This is a genomic window from Arthrobacter sp. Alg241-R88, assembly GCF_900537115.1.
Taxonomy (GTDB): Bacteria; Actinomycetota; Actinomycetes; order Actinomycetales; family Micrococcaceae; genus Arthrobacter.
Map to the genome: position 1 here is coordinate 1 of NZ_UNRG01000001.1, position 20,922 is coordinate 20,922.

A 20,922-nucleotide genomic window follows, 5' to 3' on the forward strand; every position below is an offset into this window, starting at 1 on the left:
TTTTCAGGGTTTTGGCTATTTGACGAGTGCGGGAGCCGGTGCCTGGAAGGTGGCGCCCGGCGCCAGGCGGGCACGGCGAAGGATTATGGCTCCGATGCCTCCGGAAGTCAGGGCGAAGGCTGTGAGCAGCCAGTACAGACCCGACGGGCTCCAGGCGATCAGTGCCGGGGTGATCAGGGCGAATCCGGATGCGATGAAGCGGGCTGCAGCGATCGTGGTTCCCTGGACGGTGGCCCGGGCATTGACCGGGAAGGACTCCTGGGTCCAGATCTTGTAGAGGGCTTCACCGACAAAGGGGAAGGCGATGTTGTAGAGAACGAGTGCCGTGAACATGATCGGCAGGACGGTTCCGCCGGTGATGGCGATGAGTACCTGGCAGGAGGTGAAGACGGCGACGCCTGCGAAGAAGAACCGGCTTCGCCACTTCGTGTCTGCGATGCGGGTGAAGATGATGGTTCCGACCAGGCCGATGAGGGTGGTGACGAAGGAGATTCCGGTTGCGGTGCCCTGGTCCGTGCCGCCAACGACAACCAGGAAGTAGGTCTTGAAGGAACCAAAGGTGTTGGCAACCAGGCTGAAGAACACGTAGAAGAGCGCCGTGAGGACAATGGTCACGACGAACGTCCGGTTGGTGAAGAGGGCTTTCAGGGGAATGGCGACCAAGGCGTTGACGCCGTTTTCTTCGTGGCGGCGCTCGGATTCTGCTTCGAGTTCACGGAAGGCCGGGTAGAAGGCCCGGAAAGCAAAGGTGGCSACCGCCAGGACCGTGAGCAGCAGGAAGATAATGCTGATTCCCAACGTTCCCAAGCCTGCAACAACAAACCCGAGGGCCGTAGCGACAACGACGCCAACCGTCCACATCACGTGGGTGAACGCCACCAGCCGGCCCTGTGCGCCGACAGGGGCCCGCTCAGACAAAACGGCGATGGAAGTGGGCAGGTCCGCCCCTGCGGCGAGCCCGACAACSACGACGCCGGCCACAAGAACYGCYGCGTTCGGTGCCAAAGCAATCGCCGCCGTACCTACCGCATAAATAAGGATCGTGATGGAAAAGACCTTGGTGCGGCCGAACAGGTCCGCCACCCGGCCGCCGAACAGGGCCCCGATGGCAATGAAGAGMGTCAGTGCGGAGCTCAGCACGCCGACCATCCACACGTCGAGGTTGTAGTGGGTTTTCCAAAGAGCGAGGCCCAGGCCAACAGAAATGATGGCAGCCGAGTCCAGGAATGATGCCATTCCTGCAGCCACGCCCAGTTTCCAGTGCCGGGAGTCGATAGCTGTGGGGGTTCCAGTGTTAGTCACGGAAATCTCCTCATTGAGTCTTGAAAGTGATTGTGAAGCCGAGGTTCGGGGCAGATGCCCAGTTAATGCAGTCTGCGGGCTCCACCCGCGGCCGTTCTTTGCCGCCGTTTTCTGATTGCTCCGTTGGCTCAGTGTGGCGGCCCCCACAACCATAAAACAAAATTGGAACGATTTACAAGACCCAGTGCCCGGACAAACGCCGCCCCATTGGAGGGGTGTAAACCGTTACAATGGGGTTGTCCTCGTGGGAACGGGGTGTTGAATCAGGGAAGATAGGCCAGTGAACAAAGTGACAGTGAACGACGTCGCCTTAATGGCGGGCGTCTCAAAGTCGAGCGTTTCAAACTTTTTCAACAGCCCTGGCCGGCTTTCTGAACCGACGCGTGACCGGATCCGTGAAACCGTCGAGAGGCTGCAGTTCGTTCCAAATGACGCCGCCCGGCAACTGAGGTCTGGTACGAATCCTGTCATCGGTTACATCGCCTTCGAGCTCTCCAGTGCCTTCACCCCCGAAATTGCCCGGTCCATCGAGCAAAAGGTCAGCGCACGCGGGATGCACGTCCTGATGGCCAACGACGACGGCTCCTCTGAACGGGAGCGCAGCTACATCGAGCTCTTTGAAATGCAGCGCGTCAGCGGCCTCATCGTCGCACCGATAGGGGACATCGAAGAACAACTCCTGCGACTCAAACGCCGAGGCACCCCAAGCGTACTCAGTGCCAGGAAGGCCAAAAGCCCCCACCTTGCATGGGCAGCGGCGGACGGTGTCGCCGGAGGATACATCGCGGCAAAGCACCTCCTGAGCCTTGGCCGGCGACGGCTCGGTTTCGTTACCTCTTCACTGGAGCTCCAACAACTCACAGACCGGATGCAGGGAGCGTTGAAAGCCATCCAGGAGGTCCCGGGAGCCCTGTTTGAGGTAATCAACGTTACCGAACGCAGCGTCGCCGCCGGAGCATACGCCGCCGGAAACATCGCTGCCCGCCCCCAAGAAACACGTCCGGACGCACTATTCTGCGCCAACGATCTCCTCGCGATCGGCGCCGTTCAATACCTCACAAGCACCGCAAACGTCAGCGTGCCCGAAGACATAGCAGTCATGGGATACGACGACATCGAATTCGCCCAATCCATGGCAGTCCCGCTATCAACCATCCGGGTTTCCGGCGAAGCCCTCGGAGCAGCCGCGGTCGAGCTTCTGTTCGAAGAAATGGACCTCATCGCCAACACCAAGCGCGGGGAACTGCCCCAAACCCCGAGCCGCTATGTCCTCTTCCAGCCGGAGCTCATCATCAGGCAGTCCACTGCTATTAGGTAGCACTCGTGCCGGTAGAAATTACCCACCAGTTTTCACTCGTCCCATGCGACCGACAATAGCGGCGCCGACAACTGACCTTTTAGCGTCAGGTTCGGGTGTGCCCTAGCTGGACGAATGTTTACCTAGAAAAGCGGCAGTTTGAGCAGTCTTGAGAACAGACCGTTCCGATTTGTTGAGGGTTACGAGCTAGGCGGACCCGTTACTTGAGTCCGCCTAGCTCGTACCTTTAGCGGACTCCGCGCTCTGCAAATTCGAGCCAGGCCGCCGCTTCGGACGCCAGCCGAGCAGGGGATTCCCCGATGTCAAGAACAATTCCTGACTCGCCCTCACCTAGTGGTTCCAGCGTCTCTAGTTGTGACGCCAGGAGCGACGGCGGCATGAAGTGCCCGGGTCGGGCCGACATTCTCGCCGCAAGAAGGCTCGCGGTGCCATGCAGATGGACGAACCGCGCCTCTGCAGCCTCGGAACGGATCAGGTCCCGGTAGGAACGTTTCAGGGCGCTGCACGCAATGACTAGTGAATGACCGCTGTCAGCTGCGAGACGCCGTCCTACTTCTTGGAGCCATGGCTGGCGGTCCTCGTCGTCCAAAGGGATTCCGGTTGCCATCTTCTCGATGTTCGCGGAGGGGTGCAGCGAGTCCCCGTCGAGGAAGACGGCACCGATTTCCTGCGCTAGGAGCGCTCCCACAGTGCTCTTGCCACAGCCGGAGACGCCCATGACAACGACGTGGTGTGTCCTCACCAGTCGTGAACCGTTCCGTCGATGAGGCGGTTGTAGGGCAAGTAGGCCTGCTGGTAGGGGTACGCCGCGGCGGCTTCCTCGTTGAACTCGACGCCAATGCCCGGCTCGTCACCCGGGTGCAGGTAGCCGTCCTTGAAGGTCATCGACTGGTGGAAGACCTCGTTGGTTTTGTCCGAGTGCTGCATGTATTCTTGGATGCCGTAGTTGTGGATTGCCAGGCCCACGTGCAGCTGCGCGGCGAACCCGACCGGGGAGATGTCGGTGGGGCCGTGGAATCCGGACTTGATCTGGTACTGCGCGGCGAAGTCCATCACCTTCTTCAGTGGGGAGATCCCGCCGAAGTGGGTGGAGGCTGCCCGGACGTAGTCGATCAGCTGTTCCTTGATGATGGTCTGGTAGTCCCACACGGTGTTGAAGATTTCGCCGATGGCCAGTGGCGTGGTGGTGTGCTGGCGGACCAGGCGCAGGCCCTCCTGGTTTTCGGCCGGGGTGCAGTCCTCGAGCCAGAACAGGTCGTAGGGTTCCAGCGCTTTGCCGAGCTTCGCGGCCTGGATGGGGGTCATGCGGTGGTGGCCGTCGTGCAGCAGCGGGATTTCCGGGCCGAATTCGTTGCGGACGGCTTCGAACACGGTGGGCAGGTGGCGCAGGTAGGCGCGGGTATCCCAGTCCTCTTCCACGGGGAATGCGCCGCGGCCGGCGGGCTCGTAGTCATACCGCTCCCCGGAGGCCTGGGCCTGGGCCGCGACGCCGTAGAGGGCTTTGATGCCGGGCACGGCAGTCTGGATGCGGATCGACTTGTACCCGAGTTCCAGGTGCTCGCGGACGGAGTCGAACAGTGATGGGATGTCCGCGCCGGAGGCGTGGCCGTAGGCGCGAAGCCCGTTCCGGGATGCACCCCCGAGGAGCTGGTACACCGGCATGCCGGCGAGCTTGCCCTTGATGTCCCACAGCGCCATGTCTACGGCAGCGATGGCCGCCATGGTCACGGGGCCGCGTCGCCAGTACGAGGAGCGGTAGAGGAACTGCCAGGTGTCCTCGATCCGGTGCGGGTCCTTGCCGATCAGCAGCTGCGCGACGTGCTCCTTCAGGTACGCAGCGACGGCGAGTTCCCGGCCGTTCAGGGTGGCGTCACCAATACCGGTAACACCGTCCTCAGTGGTGACCCGGAGGGTCACGAAGTTCCGGGACGGGCTGGTCACAAAGACTTCAGCGGCGACTATCTTCATTTTGAACCTTTCGTGCATAACGGGTGCGCTGAGGCGCGGGGGAGAAAAGGCATTGGAGGAGGGCTGTTACCAACTGCCCCGGAGGCGATGGACGAGGTCCACAACGTTGGTGTCAGCTCCGAGGTCGGCGTTGAGTGTCGTGACGAGGGCCTTGGTGAGGTCCCTGCCGGAGAGCTTTAGGATGTCCGAGAGGCGCTGTGCTTCTGCATCCACCGGCCGTGCACCGTTTTCCTGCCGGTGGAGCAGGAAAGCTGCCCATGCGGCGATGATGCGTGCCGAACCTTCACCGGTGCGCCCCGCTGAACGTTCGGCGATGAGGACCGGGACGGCACGCATACGGAGTTTCGTCGTGCCGTCAATGCCGATTTGTTCCAGCAGGTGCTCAATCCGGGTGTTCCGGAATCGGTTGAGGAGGGCCGCGCGGTAAGCCTGGGTGTTTAGTTCGGGGTGATCGAGATGAGCGGCGGCTTCATCCCAAAAGGCCTCGAGCTCCGCGGCGCAGGAGGGGTCGGCCACCGCGTCTGAGACAGTGCGCAAGCCCCGCAGCTGGCCAGCGTAGGCAAGCAGCGAGTGTGCACCATTCAGCAGCCAGAGCTTGCGCTGCTCGAATGGCACTATGTCGTTAACGAAGAGGGCGCCGGCGTTCTCCCATGCAGGACGCCCGGCGGGAAATTCACCGCTGAGAATCCAGCTTGAAAACGGCTCGGTAATAACTGGCGCAGCGTCGTCAAAACCGGTGGCTTCGCGGACTGCAGTGGCGTCCGCTTCGGTGGTGCGGGGCGTGATGCGGTCCACGGAGGTATCCACGAATGAAACGTTCGCTTGGATCCACTCACAGAGTTCGGCCGACACAAGGCTGGCGAGGCCCTGAATCGCCTGGCAAGCTGCCGAACCGTTGGACGTCAGGTTGTCGCAGGAGACGACGGCGATAGGGCCTGCGTTCCTGCGGCGCCTTGCATCGAGCCCCGGCAGGACGCGGGCGCCCATCGTTGTCAGCTGCGGATAATCACCCTCCACCTCCAGGCTCCCGCTGCTCGCCCACATATCCTTCAGGGCGGCTGTATCGGATGCGACAGCAGCGGACTGTGGATTGAGCAGTCCGTCCATACCGAGGTGGTAAGCCGGTTCCGTGATGGTGATTGTCAGCAGCGAGGTCTCCGGTGCCGACAGTACTTTCGTCAGTTGGGCGAGGTCACCGCCGTCGTACGCTGCACTTATGCGGCACATAATGCCGAACTCATCGCCGTCGTCGCCGCGTTCCACCAGGGTATAGAGCCCATCCTGGGCAGCGAGGATGTCCGCCGCTTCCGGACTGCGTCCGGTGAACGCGGCGATGCCCCACGCATTGTTCGGGTCGGCACGTTCTGTGTACCAGGCCTGATGTGAGCGGTGAAACGCCCCGAGCCCGATATGTACGATCCGCACGGGAGCAGCGGGAGGTGCTCCGGCGTTTGTTCGATTCAATGGTGACACCCGGCTGCGGACGTTCATAGCTTGAAGACCCGGCGGGGTGCGCGGTCGACGACGTCGACAATCAACTCTTCCGCGCGGGCAGGTGTGATGCGGTGCTCGGCCACCATCCGGGCGAGGAAGGACGCTTCGATCCTGCGGGAGGCGTCGTGGCGGGCGGGTATGGAACAGAAGGCCCGGGTGTCGTCGATGAAGCCGGAGGATCGTGAGAAGCCGGCGGTTTCTGTGATGGCCGAGCGGAAGCGGAGCATGGCGTCGGGGGCATCAAGGAACCACCAGGGCGCGCCGATGTAGACGGAAGGGTAAAATCCGGCCAGCGGGGCCAGTTCGCGGGAAAAGACGGTCTCGTCCAGGGTGAACAGCACCAGGTGGAAGTCGGGTGTGGTTCCGAAGTCCTGCAGCAGCGGGCGGATGGCTTCGGTGTAACTCACCGGAATCGGGATGTCATGGCCGGTGTCGCTGCCGAACTTCTCAAAGCTGGGCAGGTGGTGATTGCGATAGGAGCCCGGGTGGATTGTCATGACGAGACCGTCCTGGACTGACATGCGCGCCATCTCATACATCATGTGGGCTTCGAACATGTCGCGGTCTTCGGCTGTCCATTCACCGCACCGCGCACGCGTGAAGAGCCTCTCGGCGTCGGACCGTCCCAGTTTGAGGGTCAGCGGCGTGCGTACGCCGTGGTCTGCTGACACGGCACCGTGCTCCACGAAGTAGCGCCGCCGGTTCTCCAATGCTCGGATGTATCCGGCGTACCCGGCCGCGCCATCGCCCGCGAGGCCGATCAGCCGGTCGACGTTTTCCACCCAGTTGGGGTGGGCGATATTGATGTACGCGTCGGGGCGGAAGGTGGGGAGCACCTTGCCGCGGAAGGTGGGATCAGCGGCGATGGCAGCGTGGTGCTGCAGGTCGTCAAGCGGGTCGTCGGTGGTGGCGAGCACCTCGATGTTGAAGTCATGGAAGAGCTGGCGCGGGCGGAATGCCGGCTCGTTCAGGCGGGCCTGAAGCGCGTCGAAGGTGCTGTCGGCAGTCGCCTCTGAAATTTCTTGGTCCAGTTTGAAGACGTGTTCGAATTCCGAACGGATCCAGTAGCCGGATGCGGTGCCGTCGAACAGGGGCCAGGCCTTGCAGAATTCGCGCCACACGATGCGGGGATCGGCGTTGGCGATCGGGCCCTGGTTGAGTCGGTCGAGCGGGACTCCGCTGGCGTGGATGAGACGGACGACATAGTGGTCCGGGGTAACCAGCAGCGTCGCCGGATCCGGGAAAGGCTCATCCTGGGCCAGTACAGCAGCGTCGACGTGGCCGTGCGGGGAGATGATGGGCAGTGACTCCACGCGGGCCAGCAAATTCCGGGCTGTCGCCCGCACACCGGGTTCGGCAGGCAGGAGCCGATCCGGTTCTGCTGCGAGGGAAGAAAGTGAAGAAGGCATGCGCCCAATCGTTGCCAAGGGGAACGAGCCGCGTCAACGAGTTGCCATTTGTTGGCAACAAGGCGAGGTCAGCTGTTCGTCGGCCTGGTGGAGTCGCGGACGACCAGCCGTGTAGGAAGAACCACCGGCTGGTTGGATCGGGAACGGGCGCCTGCAGCGAAGGCCAGCAGGTTGTTCACGGCCGTAGCACCGAGGGAGTACAGGGGGGCCTCAATCGTGGTCAGGGAGGGAGTGATGAGCGCGGCCCCGTAGCTGTTGTCGTGCCCTACCACGCTGACGTCGCCGGGAACGGATAACCCTTTCTGCTGCAGGGCACGGATGAAGCCAATAGCCATTTGGTCGTTGTATGCGATGACACCGGGGGTGCGGTGGCGCAGCCACTCGCCGGCGACTTCCTCACCGCCCTGAATCGTCGGCAGATGCGACCCTGTCCGGCGAACCGAGAGCTCCAGCTCCATGGCTGCTTCGCGCAGTGAGCGCCACCGCATGCCATCGGCCCAGGACGCCTCGGGTCCAGCCAAGTAGGTGATGCTACGGTGTCCCATCTCCCCAAGGTGCTCGGCTGCGCGTCGGATGCCGCGGGGGTTATCGGTAACCACACTCGCGACGTCCTTGACAGCGCGGTTCATGACGATCAGAGGTTTCTGCTTGGCCATCATGCGGATTGCTGAATCAGACATGCGCGAGCTTGACAGGACAATACCGTCCACCGAGGGCAGGGCGCGCTCAAGCGCCTCGCGTTCCTTCCGCTCCGACTCCTGTGTGTGGGCGAGCAGCATGGTGTAACCCGCTTCTGCCGCCGCGGCTTCAGCCCCACGCACCATCTCCGCGTACACAGGGTTCCGGATGTCCGCGATGACCAGGGCGATCATCGAGGAGCGCTGCCCGCCCGGGTGCTGGATGCCGGCCACGTGGGCTGAGCGGTAGCCCACCTCGATGGCCGCAGCGAAGATTTTCTGTGCCGTATGGTGGCTGACCCGCCCCGGGCGGGCGAAGGCACGGGAAACGGTAGATGCCGACACCTCGGCGACGCGGGCAACGTCGTAGATCGAGGGTAAACCTCGTGAATCAGCCATGATCACCTCCGACGCCCACCATAGACCGGCAAAGGCAATTTTTGGCAACTGCTTGTAACGTGACGTACTTTGTTGGCTCTATGGAGGAAGCCTCCACGTCACAACGTGCAGGTTAGAACGGCCCCATGAGGTAGCACTCCGGGACTCTCGTAGCGAAGTGCACCTACACAACGGCCAGCGTGAGCGCGGATGGCCGCTGAACACCGGAACCACCTGCGTCGTTCAGCGGGCCATAGAAGACTTGCAACAAATGGCAACTCCTTGTTTTCGCGTATTGCCAGCAGCCCCAATTGGTACGACAGCGTCGCCTCGCGACGTGCCCAGAAGCTCATCGACGAGCAGAGAAGGAACATCATGTTGCGCACAAAGATTTTTTCCATGGTGGCTGTTGCCACTGCCACCGCGCTGGCCCTGACCGCCTGCGGCGGCGGGAGTGAGGCCGGGGGAGGGAGCACTGGTGGGGAGAGCGGCACCTTGCGGGTGGCGCTGAACCAGACCGAGGAGCACCCCTCGTTCATTGCCCTGGACAACTTCGGCAAGCGTCTTGAGACCGCCACTGAGGGCCGCTGGAAGATTGACGTCTATCCGAACGAGACTCTCGGCGCCCAGCAGGAGGCCCTGCAGCTGGTCTCCCACGGCTCAGTGGACCTGGCGATCGTTTCGGGCACTCAACTGGAGAACCTCAACAAGGACTTTCGGGTTTTCAACCTCCCCAAGGTCTTCGATGATGTCGACCACCAGATGAATGTCATCCACGACCCGAAGGTCACCGGGGAGCTGTACGCCTCACTGGAGGAGTCGAACAACCTCACCGTTCTGGGTGGGTTCACCCAGGGGGCCCGCAGCATCTACACCAAGGACGCCCCGGTGGAGACCCCGGCGGACCTGGCCGGCAAGAAGCTGCGCGTGCAGGAGTCGGACGTGATGGTAGCGCTGGCTGAGGCGTTGGGTGCCTCCGCAACCCCGATGGCCTTCGGCGAGCTCTATACCGCCCTGCAGTCCGGAGTGGTAGACGCAGCTGAGAACAACGAGGTCTCCTACTTCACGCAGAAGCATTTCGAGGTCGCCCCGCACTTTTCCCAGACCAATCACCTGGTCGGTCTGGACTATCTGATCATCAACTCCGATCTGCTCCCGAAGATGTCCGAGGCTGACCGCGCCGCGTTCCAGAAGGAGTGGACGGCCACGCACGAAGAGCACACCAAGCTTTGGACCACGGCCACCGAGGAGGATATCGCCAGCGCCAAGGCCGCTGGTGCGACCTTCAGCGAGGTCGATGAAGCCGCTTTCAACAAGGTGCTCGAACCGATCGCCGAGAAATTCATCGAGAACGACGCCCAGCAGGCCCTCTACGACGCCGCTCGCGCCGCCGCGAAATAACTAACGGGTGGGGGCGCATCCAGTGCGCCCCCACCACCCCGTGCCATGAAATCGGGCACTCAGATGACAACAGGGAGCAGCGCGATAGTTGCTCCCCAGCGGAGGAAATAATGACCAGCAAGAAGCCAACAGGGGCGGGCCGTGACGCCCCGGCCGTGGCAGGGCGGGATAGCGGTGCTTCAGCCGTGCCGGCACCGGGGGCAAGCGCCGGACAGCGACGCCCCACCGGCGGTCCAGCCGTGGCCGCACTGGAGGCAACGCGGCGTATCATCGACCGGGTCCTGGCCCTGCTGTGCATGGTGATCTTCGCCGCACTGGTCGTCGTGGTCGCCTGGCAGGTGATCTCCCGGCAGGTGCTCGGCGCACCGGCATCCTGGACCGAGGAATCAGCCCGGTATGTCTTCGTCGTCCTGGCCCTGCTCGGCGCGGCGCTGGTGTTCTCCGAGCGTGGCCACATCGCAGTCGAGCTCCTTGTGAAGAAGTTTCCCGAGCCGGTGCAGAAAGTCGTAGCCCTCGTTGTGGAAGCGACGATCATATTCTTCGCCGTGTTCGTGATGATCTTCGGCGGATACGAAGTGGCAATGAACGCATGGAACCAGAACATTTCCACCATGCCGGTGAGCGTGGGCCAGATTTACCTGATCCTGCCCGTCGCGGGCGCACTGATCACCTTCTTCGCGCTGTGCCACCTGGTAGGCATGTTCGCTGGCACGGAGGAGCCCATGCCTGAGATCGACGAGAACAACCAAGGAATCTGAGGCACTATGGAACCCATCACACTCGCCGCGCTCATACTGCTCGGTGGCATGGTCATCGGCATCGCCTTGGGGGTCCCCGTTGCCGTCGCAATGGGCGTGCCCTCGGCCCTTGCCATTGTCGTCCTCCTCGGCTGGGACGGAGCGGCACTCACGTCCGCCCAGCGCCTGTTCGCCGCCAGTAATTCCTTCGCCTTGCTTGCGATCCCCTTCTTCATTCTTGCGGGCGGATTAATGAATACCGGCGGAATCGCACAACGACTCATCGACTTGGCGCAGGTCCTGGCAGGACGTCTGCCTGCCTCCCTGGCCCAGACCACCGTAGTGGCCAACGCCATGTTCGGCGCGGTCTCCGGCGCCTCCGTCGCCTCCGCCGCCGCAGTCGGTTCGGTGCTCTCCCCGCCGATGCGTAAGGCTGGCTACGACCCGGCCTTTGCCGCCGCTGTCAACGCAGCCGCCTCACCGGCAGGAATGCTCATACCGCCGAGCAACACCTTCATTATCTACTCGCTCGTCTCAAGCACCTCTGTGGCAGCACTGTTCATGGCCGGCGTCGGCCCGGGCCTGCTGTGGGCGCTGGTCTGCGTCGTCATGGTCGCGATCTACGCCCGCAAGCACCCCGAGCTCGGTGGCGGGCAGCGCCCCACAGCCCGCGAGGCCGGGCTCGTGTTCCTGCGCGCCGTCCCCTCCCTGCTGATGATCGTCATCGTGATCGGCGGCATCCTCGCGGGATTCTTCACCGCCACCGAATCGGCCGTCATCGCAGTGCTCTACTCCCTCGCCCTCGGCCTGATTCAGAAGACACTGCCGCTGCGCGCGCTGCCCTCAATCACCCTTGAAGCGGCCAAAACCACCGCGATCGTCATGCTGCTCATCGGCGTCTCGGGAATTCTCGCCTGGGTAATGTCCTTCGCCAAGGTGCCCGCGCTCGTTGGTGACGCCCTCCTGGGCCTGACCGACAACACCGTCGTGATACTCGTCCTTATCATGATCATCATGCTCCTGGCCGGCACCGTGATGGACCCTACGCCCGCCATCCTGATCTTCACGCCCATCTTTCTGCCGATCGTCACACAGCTCGGTGTCGATCCAATACATTTCGGCACGATGATGGTCTTCAACATGTGCCTTGGGAATATCTCCCCGCCCGTAGGAAACAACCTCTTCGTGGCGGCCCGAGTAGCCAAGGTGAGCATCGAACCGATGATCACCCGAATCATGCCCATCTTCTGGGCACTGACCGTCGCCCTCTTCCTCGTAGCTTTCATCCCCCAGCTATCGATGTGGCTGCCCACCGTCATGGGCCTCGCCAAGCCATAAGCAACGCATCGCCGAATGCGGAGGCAGCTGGAGTTGATCGCTCCTTAGACGGCATGACTGCACTATAGAAGCGCTGGAGCGCCGCAGGATTTTCAGTTTCCTGCACCTCTCCGGCGCTTTTGTAGTTTCCCGGCCCCACCCCCGTTGCAACTTCCCGCAACTGGAGCAACTTGTGGCAACTTCTAAGAGCCTGGGTTGTTATTCGGGGAGAGTGGAAGAGGCGCTTCATACGTGACCTTTACTTGTGTCCCCAGCGCCAAGCAGCATCCCACCCTCAATGGAGAGCAGACGAATGACTCGTTTATTCAAGCGACTGTCGGCGCGCCAGCGCCTTGCCGCTGCGGTGGCCCTACCCCTGACCCTTACGCTGGGGGTGACTGCCGGAGCGCTGCCGCACCAGGCCAAGTCCCCGGTGGAGACTCCAACGGCCGCGAACAAAGACCAAGGCAACCACGGCAAACCCCCGGTGCTCGGCACCCGAATTAAAGACACAATCAAGGTAAACGGCCGGACCTTCAAGGACCTCAACGCCAACGGCACTCTCGACGCTTATGAGGACTGGCGCCTTCCCGCCGAGGACCGCGCGGCGAACCTCGTGTCGCTCATGACGCTGGACGAGAAGGCCGGACTTATGCTGATCGATACCCTCAACGCCGCGTGCGACGCAGCAACCCAAACCCGCGGCACCCTCGGCCCTTCGGCAAGTGACTACATCAACAACCAGCAGATGCACCGGTTCATCTTCCGCAACGTTGTGACCAGCGAGGATAAGGCAGTCTGCGGCGGCGGATCAGGGGGCTTCGCAGCCAGCACGTCGCTGACCCCGCAGGAAGCCGCAAGCTACATGAACACCATCCAGGAACTCGGCGAAGCAACCCGTCTGGGCATCCCCATGCTCTACAAGTCCAACGCCCGCAACCACATCGATCCGGACGCGCGGGCAGGAATCAACGAAGCAGCCGGCGCCTTTACTGCCTTCCCGAAGGAAGCGGGTATCGCCGCCGCAGCGCTCGGCGAGGAAGCACGGCAGACCGGTCAGAACCCCACAATCGGTGACATGTCCGTCGTCGAGGACTTCGCCACCGTCATGGGTGAGGAGTGGGAGGCGATCGGGCTGCGCGGAATGTACGGCTACATGGCGGACCTCTCCACGGAGCCTCGCTGGTATCGCACCCACGAAACGTTCACCGAGGACGCGGACCTCAACTCCAACATCATGACCCAGCTCGTGCAGACCCTGCAGGGACCGGTTGACGATAACGGAAACTCCCTCAGCCCGGACACTTCCGTAGCCCTGACCATGAAGCATTTCCCCGGCGGCGGGCCACAGGAGCTTGGCCTCGACGCGCACTACTCCTTCGGCAAGACGCAGGTGTACCCCGGCGATGGCTTCGGCTACCACCTGCAGCCCTTCGAAGCGGCGATCAAAGCCGGCGTCTCATCGATCATGCCCTACTACGGTGCTCCCGTTGACGTCACACACGACGGCGTCACGTACGACCAGACGGGCATGGCCTTCTCCAATCAGATCGTCAACGACCTCCTGCGCGGCAAGCTCGGCTTCGCCGGTTACGTCAACTCCGACACCGGCATCATCAACGACCGCGCCTGGGGCCTGGAGGACAAGACAGTCCCCGAGCGCGTCGCGGCAGCAATCAATGGCGGAACTGACACCCTCTCGGGTTTCCACGACGTCAAGACCATCACCGACCTGGTAGACAGCGGGCTTGTCTCCGAGGAGCGGGTCACGCTGGCGGCGACCCGCTTGCTGAAGCCAATGTTCAGCATGGGTCTTTTCGAGAACCCATACGTGGACGCCGAGGCCGCTGGCGCCGTCGTCGGCAATGCTGCTCACCGCGAGGTGGGGCTGGACCTCCAGCGCAAATCGGCGGTTCTGTTGCAGAACAAGGACACAGCTGATGGCGGCAAGACCCTGCCGCTGAAGGACGGATCGGACGTTTACATCCTTGGCGATTTCACACAGAAAACCGTGGAGAGCTACGGCTACAACGTCACCAACGGGAACGTGACGAACCCGGCCGAGCGTCCGAGCGCTGCCGGCAGCGACTACGCACTGATCTCGGTAACGGTCAACAACACCAACACCTCGTCGTACGTCAGCAACTCCCCGACCTCCGGCATGAACCCCGAGCACATCAACCCCGTCACGCTTGAAGGTGTGGCAGGGCTCGACGGTAAGAGCCCGTACGGTGCGGCGGACGCGTGCGTAGCCAAGGGCGCGCCGTCGTGCACGGACAACGGCCTGCGCTTCGGCGGTTCCCTGCCGTGGGAGTCAAGCGTCCTGGACTTCACATCCATGGCCGAGTCGGAGTCCTGGAAGATCACCCCGTCACTGGACACGATCAAGCAGGTCATGGCCGAGGTCGAGGACCCCGAGAAGGTTGTCCTGCAGGTGTACTTCCGCCAGCCGTTCGTCCTGGATGAAGCAAGCGGACTGCGCGACGCCGGCGCCATCGTTGCCGGATTCGGCATGAGCGACACCGCACTGCTGGATCTCCTTTCGGGCAAGGTGGCACCGCAGGGCCGCATGCCGTTCGCGCTGGCGGGCACGGCGAATGCGATCCGTGAGCAGTACAGCGACCTTCCCGGTTACAAGGAGACCACCGACGGAGAGCTTTTCCCCCTCGGATTTGGCCTGACCTACTGAACTGCGACGGCGCCGGCCCGGTTTTCAAGGCCGGCACCGTCCAGTTTTACCGAATGCATTGCACCTATATCCCAATGACGAGAGGACCAACACGTGGGTTTCAATGAGAACAAGGGCAGCGTGCGGACAACGAGTCGCCGCACCGTGCTGACCGGTTTGGCAACCAGTGCCGCCTTGGCTGCCCTGGCGGCGCCGGCGGCGGCGTCGACGTGGACCAAGCGGCCGCCGCAGGCAACGCGGCAACGCGAGCGTGAGCAGCTGAACGAGGGCTGGCGCTTCTTCAGGGGCGACATAGCCAGCGCCTCCAAGAACAGCTTTGACGACACCGGGTGGACGGATGTCACGATTCCGCACACGTGGAACGCACAGGACGCGAACGACGACGAGGCAGGCTACTACCGCGGGCCTGGGTGGTACCGGTCTTCCTTGAAGATGAAGAAGCAGTACGAAGGCAAACGCCTCTTCCTGTACTTCGAGGGTGCCAACCAGGTAGCCGACGTCTATGTGGAGGGTGCACACGTCGGCAATCACGTAGGTGGTTACCAGGCCTTTAGCGTCGAGATCACCGACCAGGTCGCGAACGTCAAGAACGGGCGCGATGCGACGATCGCGGTGAGGGTCGACAACAGCCATAACCTCGACATACCGCCGCTGAGCGCTGACTTCACCTTCTACGGAGGTATCTACCGCAACGTATGGCTTGTGGTCACCGAGCCGGTGCATCTCGACTTGCTTGATCACGCCTCCTCGGGCGTGTACGTGGAAACCCCGCTGGTCACTGCGGCAGCAGCGACTGTCCTGGTGCGCAGTCGGGTGGTCAATGACCTCGACACCGAAGCTGCTATCACAGTGCAGAACATAGTGCTGGACGACAGCGGTAAGACGGTTGTTGAAGGAAAGTCGAAAGTCACTCTGGCTCCCGGCGAAACGAGGGAAATCGAGCAGACGCTTCCGACGATCTCTCGGCCGCAGCTTTGGTCGCCTGAGTCGCCCTACCTTTACACGGTGGCAACCATCGTCGACGGCGGGAGCCGCACCGCTGATCGTGTGGACTCACCTCTCGGTCTTCGTTGGTTCTCTGTGAATGCAGCCACCGGGTTTTACCTGAACGGTGAGCGATACCCCCTGCGGGGTGCGAACCGGCACCAGGACCAAGTCGGGAAGGGCAACGCCCTAACAGACGAGGAACACGTCCGCGACCTCCAGCTAATCAAGGCGATGGGCGCAAATGTCGTACGGCTCGCCCACTATCCGCAGGCGCCGGCCGTCCTGGAGGCAGCCGACGAACTGGGGCTGGTGCTGTGGGAGGAGGCACCGCTGGTCAACGAGATCACCAGGACCGAGGCTTTCACACAAAACAGCATCAACATGCAAATCGAGATGATCCGGCAGCACTACAACCACCCCAGCATCATCTTCTGGGGCTACATGAACGAAATCCTCATTCGCGTCCCTCGGCCAACGCCTGAAGGCTACATCCAGTCCGTCGTCGACCTGGCACAGTCGCTGGAGGACGTGACTCGTGCTGAGGACCGCTATCGGCTCACTGTCATGGCATGCAACCGCGACACCGCCGACAGGTACAACACCTCAGGGCTTACAGCCATACCGATGATCGTAGCCTGGAACCTCTACTACAACTGGTACTACGGCAACCTGGAGGGCTTCGCCGAGCATCTGGACCGCGAACGGGCCAACTACCCTGACCGGCCGCTGTGGGTCAGCGAGTACGGAGCCGACACCGATAGCAGGCTGCACAGGGTCGACGTGGAGCAGTTGCCGGTAAACCCGGAATCGGGCCGTGTGTCTTACCAGGACCAGTCGATCGAGTTCGGTGAACTCTTCCATGAGACGTACGTGCAGGCCATCAATGACAGGCCCTGGCTCGTGGGCACGACGCTTTGGGCGCAATTCGAGTTCGGTGCAGAGCAACGAACCGGCTCGATCCCGCATGTGAACCAAAAAGGGATCATGCACCCGGACCGCACCCCCAAGGATGTCTACTTCTTCTACCAAGCCCAATGGCTCGACACTCCCGTCCTCCGCATCGCGAGCCACGAATGGCAACACCGGGCAGGCACCGCTTGGGACGCCACCCCCGGGGCTGGCGCCCAGCCGGTTCGTCAGCCGGTCAAGGTGTACACCAATCTCAATGCCGTCGAGCTCTTCCTCAACGGAGCTTCGCTCGGCGTTCAGAACGTCGACGAGGATCGGACCGCGGTGTGGGACGTTCCGTTTGTCGACGGTCGCAACGACGTCGTAGCCGTGGGCCGTGACGCCGGCGGGCGGCGGGTGGAAGACAAAGTGGCGGTCACCTTCACTTACAACGCACCTCAACTGTCCGATCCCTCGGTGCCGTTCGAGCGTCTCGCGCTCAGTGCCGGCGCCATCGTGCAGTACACCGATCCTAATCAGCTGGTCTGGATCGAGGACCGTGAATATACCGACGGTGCGTGGGGGGCAGTCGGAGGCAAGACTGGCCTAGCCGGAAAATGGACGAACGGGTCGTCGGAGGACCCTCTCTACCAGACGTACAGGGAAGGAATGTCTGCCTACAGGTTCGACGTGCCCAACGGTCGCTACGAAGTGCGGCTTCGCTTCGCTGATCCCCAGAAGACGTCACCCGGAGAGCGGGTGTTCACGGTGAAGCTAGGCAATTCGGTTCTCAAAGAGAAGCTTGACCTCGTCGCGGTGGCCGGAGCAAGTACCGCATACGACCTGGTAGGCACCACCGAAGTGGCGGACGGGCAGGGACTGATCGTCACATTCGACGCATTGACCGGTTTGCCCGTCGTCAGCGGCATCGACGTCCGGAAGCTCTAGAACATCAGATCCACTCGAGATGAAGTGTGGGCCGGACAGCCGTATTTGTCCGGCCCACTCTCATCATCGACACTGCAGTCCCGTCCGGACAGGCACGTGCATCCGCTCTAATGAAGGCCAAGGGATGCTCACGGTGTTAGCCTTTGGCGGAAGCGAGGTCAGCATCCGTCGGCGGCGACTACAAACCTGCCCGCTCGCACAGGACCTGAACCCGCTTACCGGTCCGGCTGATACCAACTATTGAAGAAGCGTAATTCGTGAATACCTGATGGGCTGTCAGTGATGAAGGTCACTTTGCGGAGCCCTGACGGCCCGTTCCTTCTGCACCCTGATCAGGCAAAGGAAAGATTCAATGAAGAAAAATTCAGCTCAGTGACACAACGCGGCCTGGGCGTGAAACGACGCGTGCTATGACTCAACGACTCAACGACTCAACGTCAGGTCGGGCGATAAGGGCAGCGCACGCCGGGCACAGCCATCGCGACCGGGGTGTCTGTCTAGTTGGTCGTCCCGTCTGAACGCCGATAATGGATATTCCGTCAACCTGCCTCGGCCGGGCAAACCAACTTGCTTGCTGATCACGCGGCCGCAAATGGCGGCGACACTGATCCGTCCATGGCTGGGGTCAATTCAGGTTATCCACGGCTGGGAACCGGGAGCCGTTGGGCAGCTCCCTGGCAGCAGTAGCGGTGGATAACCTACGAGAATTGTCCCCGGCCGTAGGCGGGCGGACCGGACTTCTCGTTCAGGCATAGATCATTTCCCATTGCTCTGAGGACCAAGGCAGGGAGGCGTGCGTCAGGTTGGGTTCACTTGAGTTGACGTACCAAGGCGCCCGGGGCGTCGGATTAGAAACTCATCTTTCGTTCTGATCCGTACCGGCCGGTACTGCAAGATGTTCTTGGCGCAGATTTGCGAGAATCTGATCGGTGAGTGCTTCGATGCCGCCTTCGGATGTCACGGTCATTCCGGCTTCGGCTGTTTCAAGGTTCTCGAGTGTCTCCAGCTGGGAGGTGAGGAGGGATGGAGGCATGAAGTGTCCTGGGCGCTGGGCCAGCCGCTCCTTCAGTACCGAAGGGTCGACCTTTAAGAGGATGAACCTGGTGGAGGGAGCGGCTGCGCGGATAGCGTCGCGGTAGGCGCGTTTGAGGGCTGAACAGGCAACCACGATCCCGTGGGGGTGTTCGGCTGCGAGTTCTGCGCCGACCAGGCGAAGCCATGGCCATCTGTCTTCGTCGTTGAGCGGGACGCCGGCTGTCATTTTTTCGACGTTCGGCAAGGGGTGCAGGTCGTCAGCGTCCTTGAAGGTTGCTCCGAGCCGGGCTGCGAGTGCAGCGCCGACCGCTGTCTTGCCTGCACCACACACGCCCATGACGACAAGAGGGCGATGCACTACAACTCTCCCTGTTGTGCTGTTCCCGCGGGGATCGGAACCATCCGGGTCACTACGACAGGCTTCTCCAGCAGGCCTTCGAGGGAGGCGTTCAGGCGTTTGACCGGCTCACCTTCGCCATGGGCGTCGAGCAGCGCAGCTGATTCCCATTTCTCGATCATGAGGATCTGGTTGTTGGGGGCTTCATGGATCGCGTAGAGCAGGCAGCCGGGTTCCTGGTGGACTTCGCTGATTGCGGGGGAGAGGGCGGCGACGACCTGGTCGAAGGCGCCTTCCTTGGGGCTAAAAGCTGCAGTGACGACGATGGTCATCGTGAGGTTCTCCTAGTGTTACGGGTGCCGCTAGGGCGTGACAGGGTCCTTGGGGGACGCGGCGCGGACCGGCGGTCATAGTCCGTCGGTCCGCGCGAACATCCGCAGGGTTTCCCTGGGACTCAGCTGAGATCGGCGAGATTTCCAGGGGCCGGGCTTTCAGTGGCTCCGGCAGCCCATAGGAATGAGCGCCGGTGGATCAGGATGCCGAAACCGCTTCAAAGGCAAGGGCTTCGGTTTCGCGGCGCAGTTCGAGGGCCTGGGCGAGTGAGTCGTCCATGATGACGTCTTCCCAGCGGACGATCCCGCCCTTGGCTACGTCATTGCGCAGTTCCACGTGGTGGGCCAGTGCGACCGGCAGTGCACCGGTGGTGACGGAGTGCTTCGCGGAAACGAGCTGGCCCCACACGGTGTATCCGCCTTCGCCGTCGAGGAATTCACCGGCTTTGAGGTCCTTCTTGGCCGTGGCGACAACATCGCCGAAGAACCCGATGGGCGAACCCGTGGGGATTCCGCGGAGGACGGCGTTGGCGATGGATACGTTCAGTTCCAGGCCGACGTAGTGGTAGGGGCGGTACAGGGCGGCGTACTGGCCGGTGGGGTCCGGGTGCCAGGGGTATTCGTTGAAGCAGCCGGAGACGTAGGCGTTCGTTGCCTTCACGACGACGAAGACGCCTTCCTGGGTGTTGTGGGGGATCCAGGTGCCGTCGCGCTTGACACTGGACATGACGTCGACAGTGCCTTCGTGCGCGAGGGCTCCTCCGACGTCGGCGGGGCGGCAGATTGAGGCGATTTCCTCAACGTCTCCCGGCGTAAAGGTCAGCCCGGTGTCAGAGGGGACAAGTCCTGCCGCGTTGGCGACGGCGGCCATTTCAATGGAGGCCTTGGTGCCGTCGCGGAAGGAGGTGTGCATGTTGGGGTTCAGCTGTCCGGAGTCGGTGAGTTCCTTGGAGAATTCCCAGTTTTCCCAGACGTTGTCGGGGTTCATCTCGTGGTAGTGCTCAAGGAATTTGGCGCCCTTGCCGGCGCACACGACGTCGAAGCCGCTGGTGCGGGCCCAGTCGACAAGTTCCATGATGAGGGCCGGCTGGTCGCCGTATGCCATTGAGTAGACAACGCCGGCTGCTTCTGCCCGCTTGGCAAGAGCGGGCCCTGCCAAGGCGTCGGCTTCAACCGTGACCATGATGATGTGCTTTTTCGTTTCGATGGCGCGCAGTGCGTGCTTGACGCCAACGATCGGGTTGCCGGTGGCTTCCACGATGATGTCGATGTCGACGTCGAAAAGCTCGTCCGCGTTGGCCACGATCGCGGTGGAGCGGTCCCTCAGGGCGGTTGCTATGTCGGGGGCGATCTGGTCCTTGGGCCATCCAACGAGGTCGAAAGCACCTTCAGCGCGCTTTACGTTGATGTCTGCGATCGCGACGACGTGGATGCCCGGGATGTTGTTTGCCTGGGCCAGGTACATGGTTCCGTAGCGTCCGGCGCCGATCAGGCCGACCCGGATGGGCTTTCCGTCGGCTTCGCGCTGGGTCAGGAGATGGTGCAGATTCATGGGTTGCCTTTCAAGGGATACGGCGCTGTTCCGGAAGGGATGCGGGCTGGTCTGGGTCAGCCGCAGCTTTTGGGGCTCTACTTTTCACCGTGCCGCTGGCCGCCATTGGTAGTGAGGCTCTGCAGACCAAGCGGGATCGAACTAAGGTAAAAT

General features: G+C 62.3%; 15 protein-coding genes. 6 read left to right on the forward strand and 9 right to left on the reverse strand.

Annotated features, from left to right (window positions below; all coding sequences use genetic code 11):
• Nucleotides 1-15: 15 nt before the first annotated feature.
• On the reverse strand, nt 16-1,302 hold the full coding sequence (locus G6R19_RS00005; RefSeq protein WP_205484163.1) for an MFS transporter: 1,287 nt from the start codon (nt 1,300-1,302) through the stop codon (nt 16-18).
• Nucleotides 1,303-1,582: 280 nt separating this feature from the next.
• Between G6R19_RS00005 and G6R19_RS00010 the strand changes: the two genes are divergently transcribed.
• Entirely contained in the window at nt 1,583-2,620 is a 1,038-nt protein-coding gene (locus tag G6R19_RS00010) for a LacI family DNA-binding transcriptional regulator (protein ID WP_205484165.1), read from the forward strand.
• A 226-nt stretch (nt 2,621-2,846) separates the two neighbouring features.
• On the opposite strand, the gene G6R19_RS00015 is transcribed toward G6R19_RS00010, so the two are convergent.
• The 5 genes from G6R19_RS00015 to G6R19_RS00035 form a co-directional block, all read right to left on the reverse strand.
• Nucleotides 2,847-3,362 carry a gluconokinase gene (locus tag G6R19_RS00015; protein ID WP_240341704.1) on the reverse strand — a complete coding sequence of 172 codons (516 nt, stop codon included), beginning with the start codon at nt 3,360-3,362 and terminating at the stop codon, nt 2,847-2,849.
• A complete protein-coding gene (gene manD / locus G6R19_RS00020) occupies nt 3,359-4,588 on the reverse strand; it encodes a D-mannonate dehydratase ManD (protein ID WP_163161111.1) in 1,230 nt (409 codons plus the stop codon). The genes G6R19_RS00015 and manD overlap by 4 nt, the downstream gene beginning before the upstream one ends.
• Before the next feature lie 66 nt (nt 4,589-4,654).
• Nucleotides 4,655-6,013, reverse strand: coding sequence for a mannitol dehydrogenase family protein (locus G6R19_RS00025; protein ID WP_240341705.1), 1,359 nt, complete (start codon nt 6,011-6,013; stop codon nt 4,655-4,657).
• A gap of 62 nt (nt 6,014-6,075) precedes the next feature.
• Nucleotides 6,076-7,491, reverse strand: coding sequence for a glucuronate isomerase (gene uxaC, locus G6R19_RS00030; protein WP_163161115.1), 1,416 nt, complete (start codon nt 7,489-7,491; stop codon nt 6,076-6,078).
• Nucleotides 7,492-7,559: 68 nt separating this feature from the next.
• Nucleotides 7,560-8,567 (reverse strand): LacI family DNA-binding transcriptional regulator, encoded by a 1,008-nt coding sequence (locus G6R19_RS00035; protein ID WP_163161117.1) that lies wholly within the window; start codon nt 8,565-8,567, stop codon nt 7,560-7,562.
• A 354-nt stretch (nt 8,568-8,921) separates the two neighbouring features.
• Here G6R19_RS00035 and G6R19_RS00040 point away from each other — a divergent pair, with 354 nt between their 5' ends.
• The 5 genes from G6R19_RS00040 to G6R19_RS00060 all read left to right on the forward strand — a co-directional run bounded on the left by G6R19_RS00040 (nt 8,922) and on the right by G6R19_RS00060 (nt 17,513).
• Nucleotides 8,922-9,947, forward strand: a complete 1,026-nt coding sequence (locus G6R19_RS00040) for a TRAP transporter substrate-binding protein (protein WP_163161119.1) — start codon at nt 8,922-8,924, stop codon at nt 9,945-9,947.
• 110 nt (nt 9,948-10,057) lie between these two features.
• Nucleotides 10,058-10,705, forward strand: coding sequence for a TRAP transporter small permease (locus G6R19_RS00045; protein WP_163161121.1), 648 nt, complete (start codon nt 10,058-10,060; stop codon nt 10,703-10,705).
• A 6-nt stretch (nt 10,706-10,711) separates the two neighbouring features.
• Nucleotides 10,712-12,022: a TRAP transporter large permease gene (locus G6R19_RS00050; protein WP_163161123.1), complete on the forward strand. Its 1,311-nt coding sequence runs from the start codon at nt 10,712-10,714 to the stop codon at nt 12,020-12,022.
• Nucleotides 12,023-12,314: 292 nt separating this feature from the next.
• Entirely contained in the window at nt 12,315-14,690 is a 2,376-nt protein-coding gene (locus G6R19_RS00055; protein ID WP_163161125.1) for a glycoside hydrolase family 3 N-terminal domain-containing protein, read from the forward strand.
• 93 nt (nt 14,691-14,783) lie between these two features.
• Entirely contained in the window at nt 14,784-17,513 is a 2,730-nt protein-coding gene (locus G6R19_RS00060) for a glycoside hydrolase family 2 TIM barrel-domain containing protein (protein WP_163161127.1), read from the forward strand.
• A gap of 856 nt (nt 17,514-18,369) precedes the next feature.
• Here the strand turns inward: G6R19_RS00060 and G6R19_RS00065 are convergent.
• From G6R19_RS00065 to G6R19_RS00075, 3 genes are all read right to left on the reverse strand, one after another.
• Nucleotides 18,370-18,906, reverse strand: coding sequence for a gluconokinase (locus tag G6R19_RS00065; RefSeq protein WP_163161129.1), 537 nt, complete (start codon nt 18,904-18,906; stop codon nt 18,370-18,372).
• Complete coding sequence (locus G6R19_RS00070) at nt 18,906-19,217, reverse strand: putative quinol monooxygenase (RefSeq protein WP_163161131.1); 312 nt, start codon at nt 19,215-19,217, stop codon at nt 18,906-18,908. Before G6R19_RS00070 ends, G6R19_RS00065 begins: the two co-directional genes overlap by 1 nt.
• A 199-nt stretch (nt 19,218-19,416) precedes the next feature.
• Complete coding sequence (locus G6R19_RS00075; protein WP_163161133.1) at nt 19,417-20,769, reverse strand: Gfo/Idh/MocA family oxidoreductase; 1,353 nt, start codon at nt 20,767-20,769, stop codon at nt 19,417-19,419.
• Between the last annotated feature and the right edge of the window lie 153 nt (nt 20,770-20,922).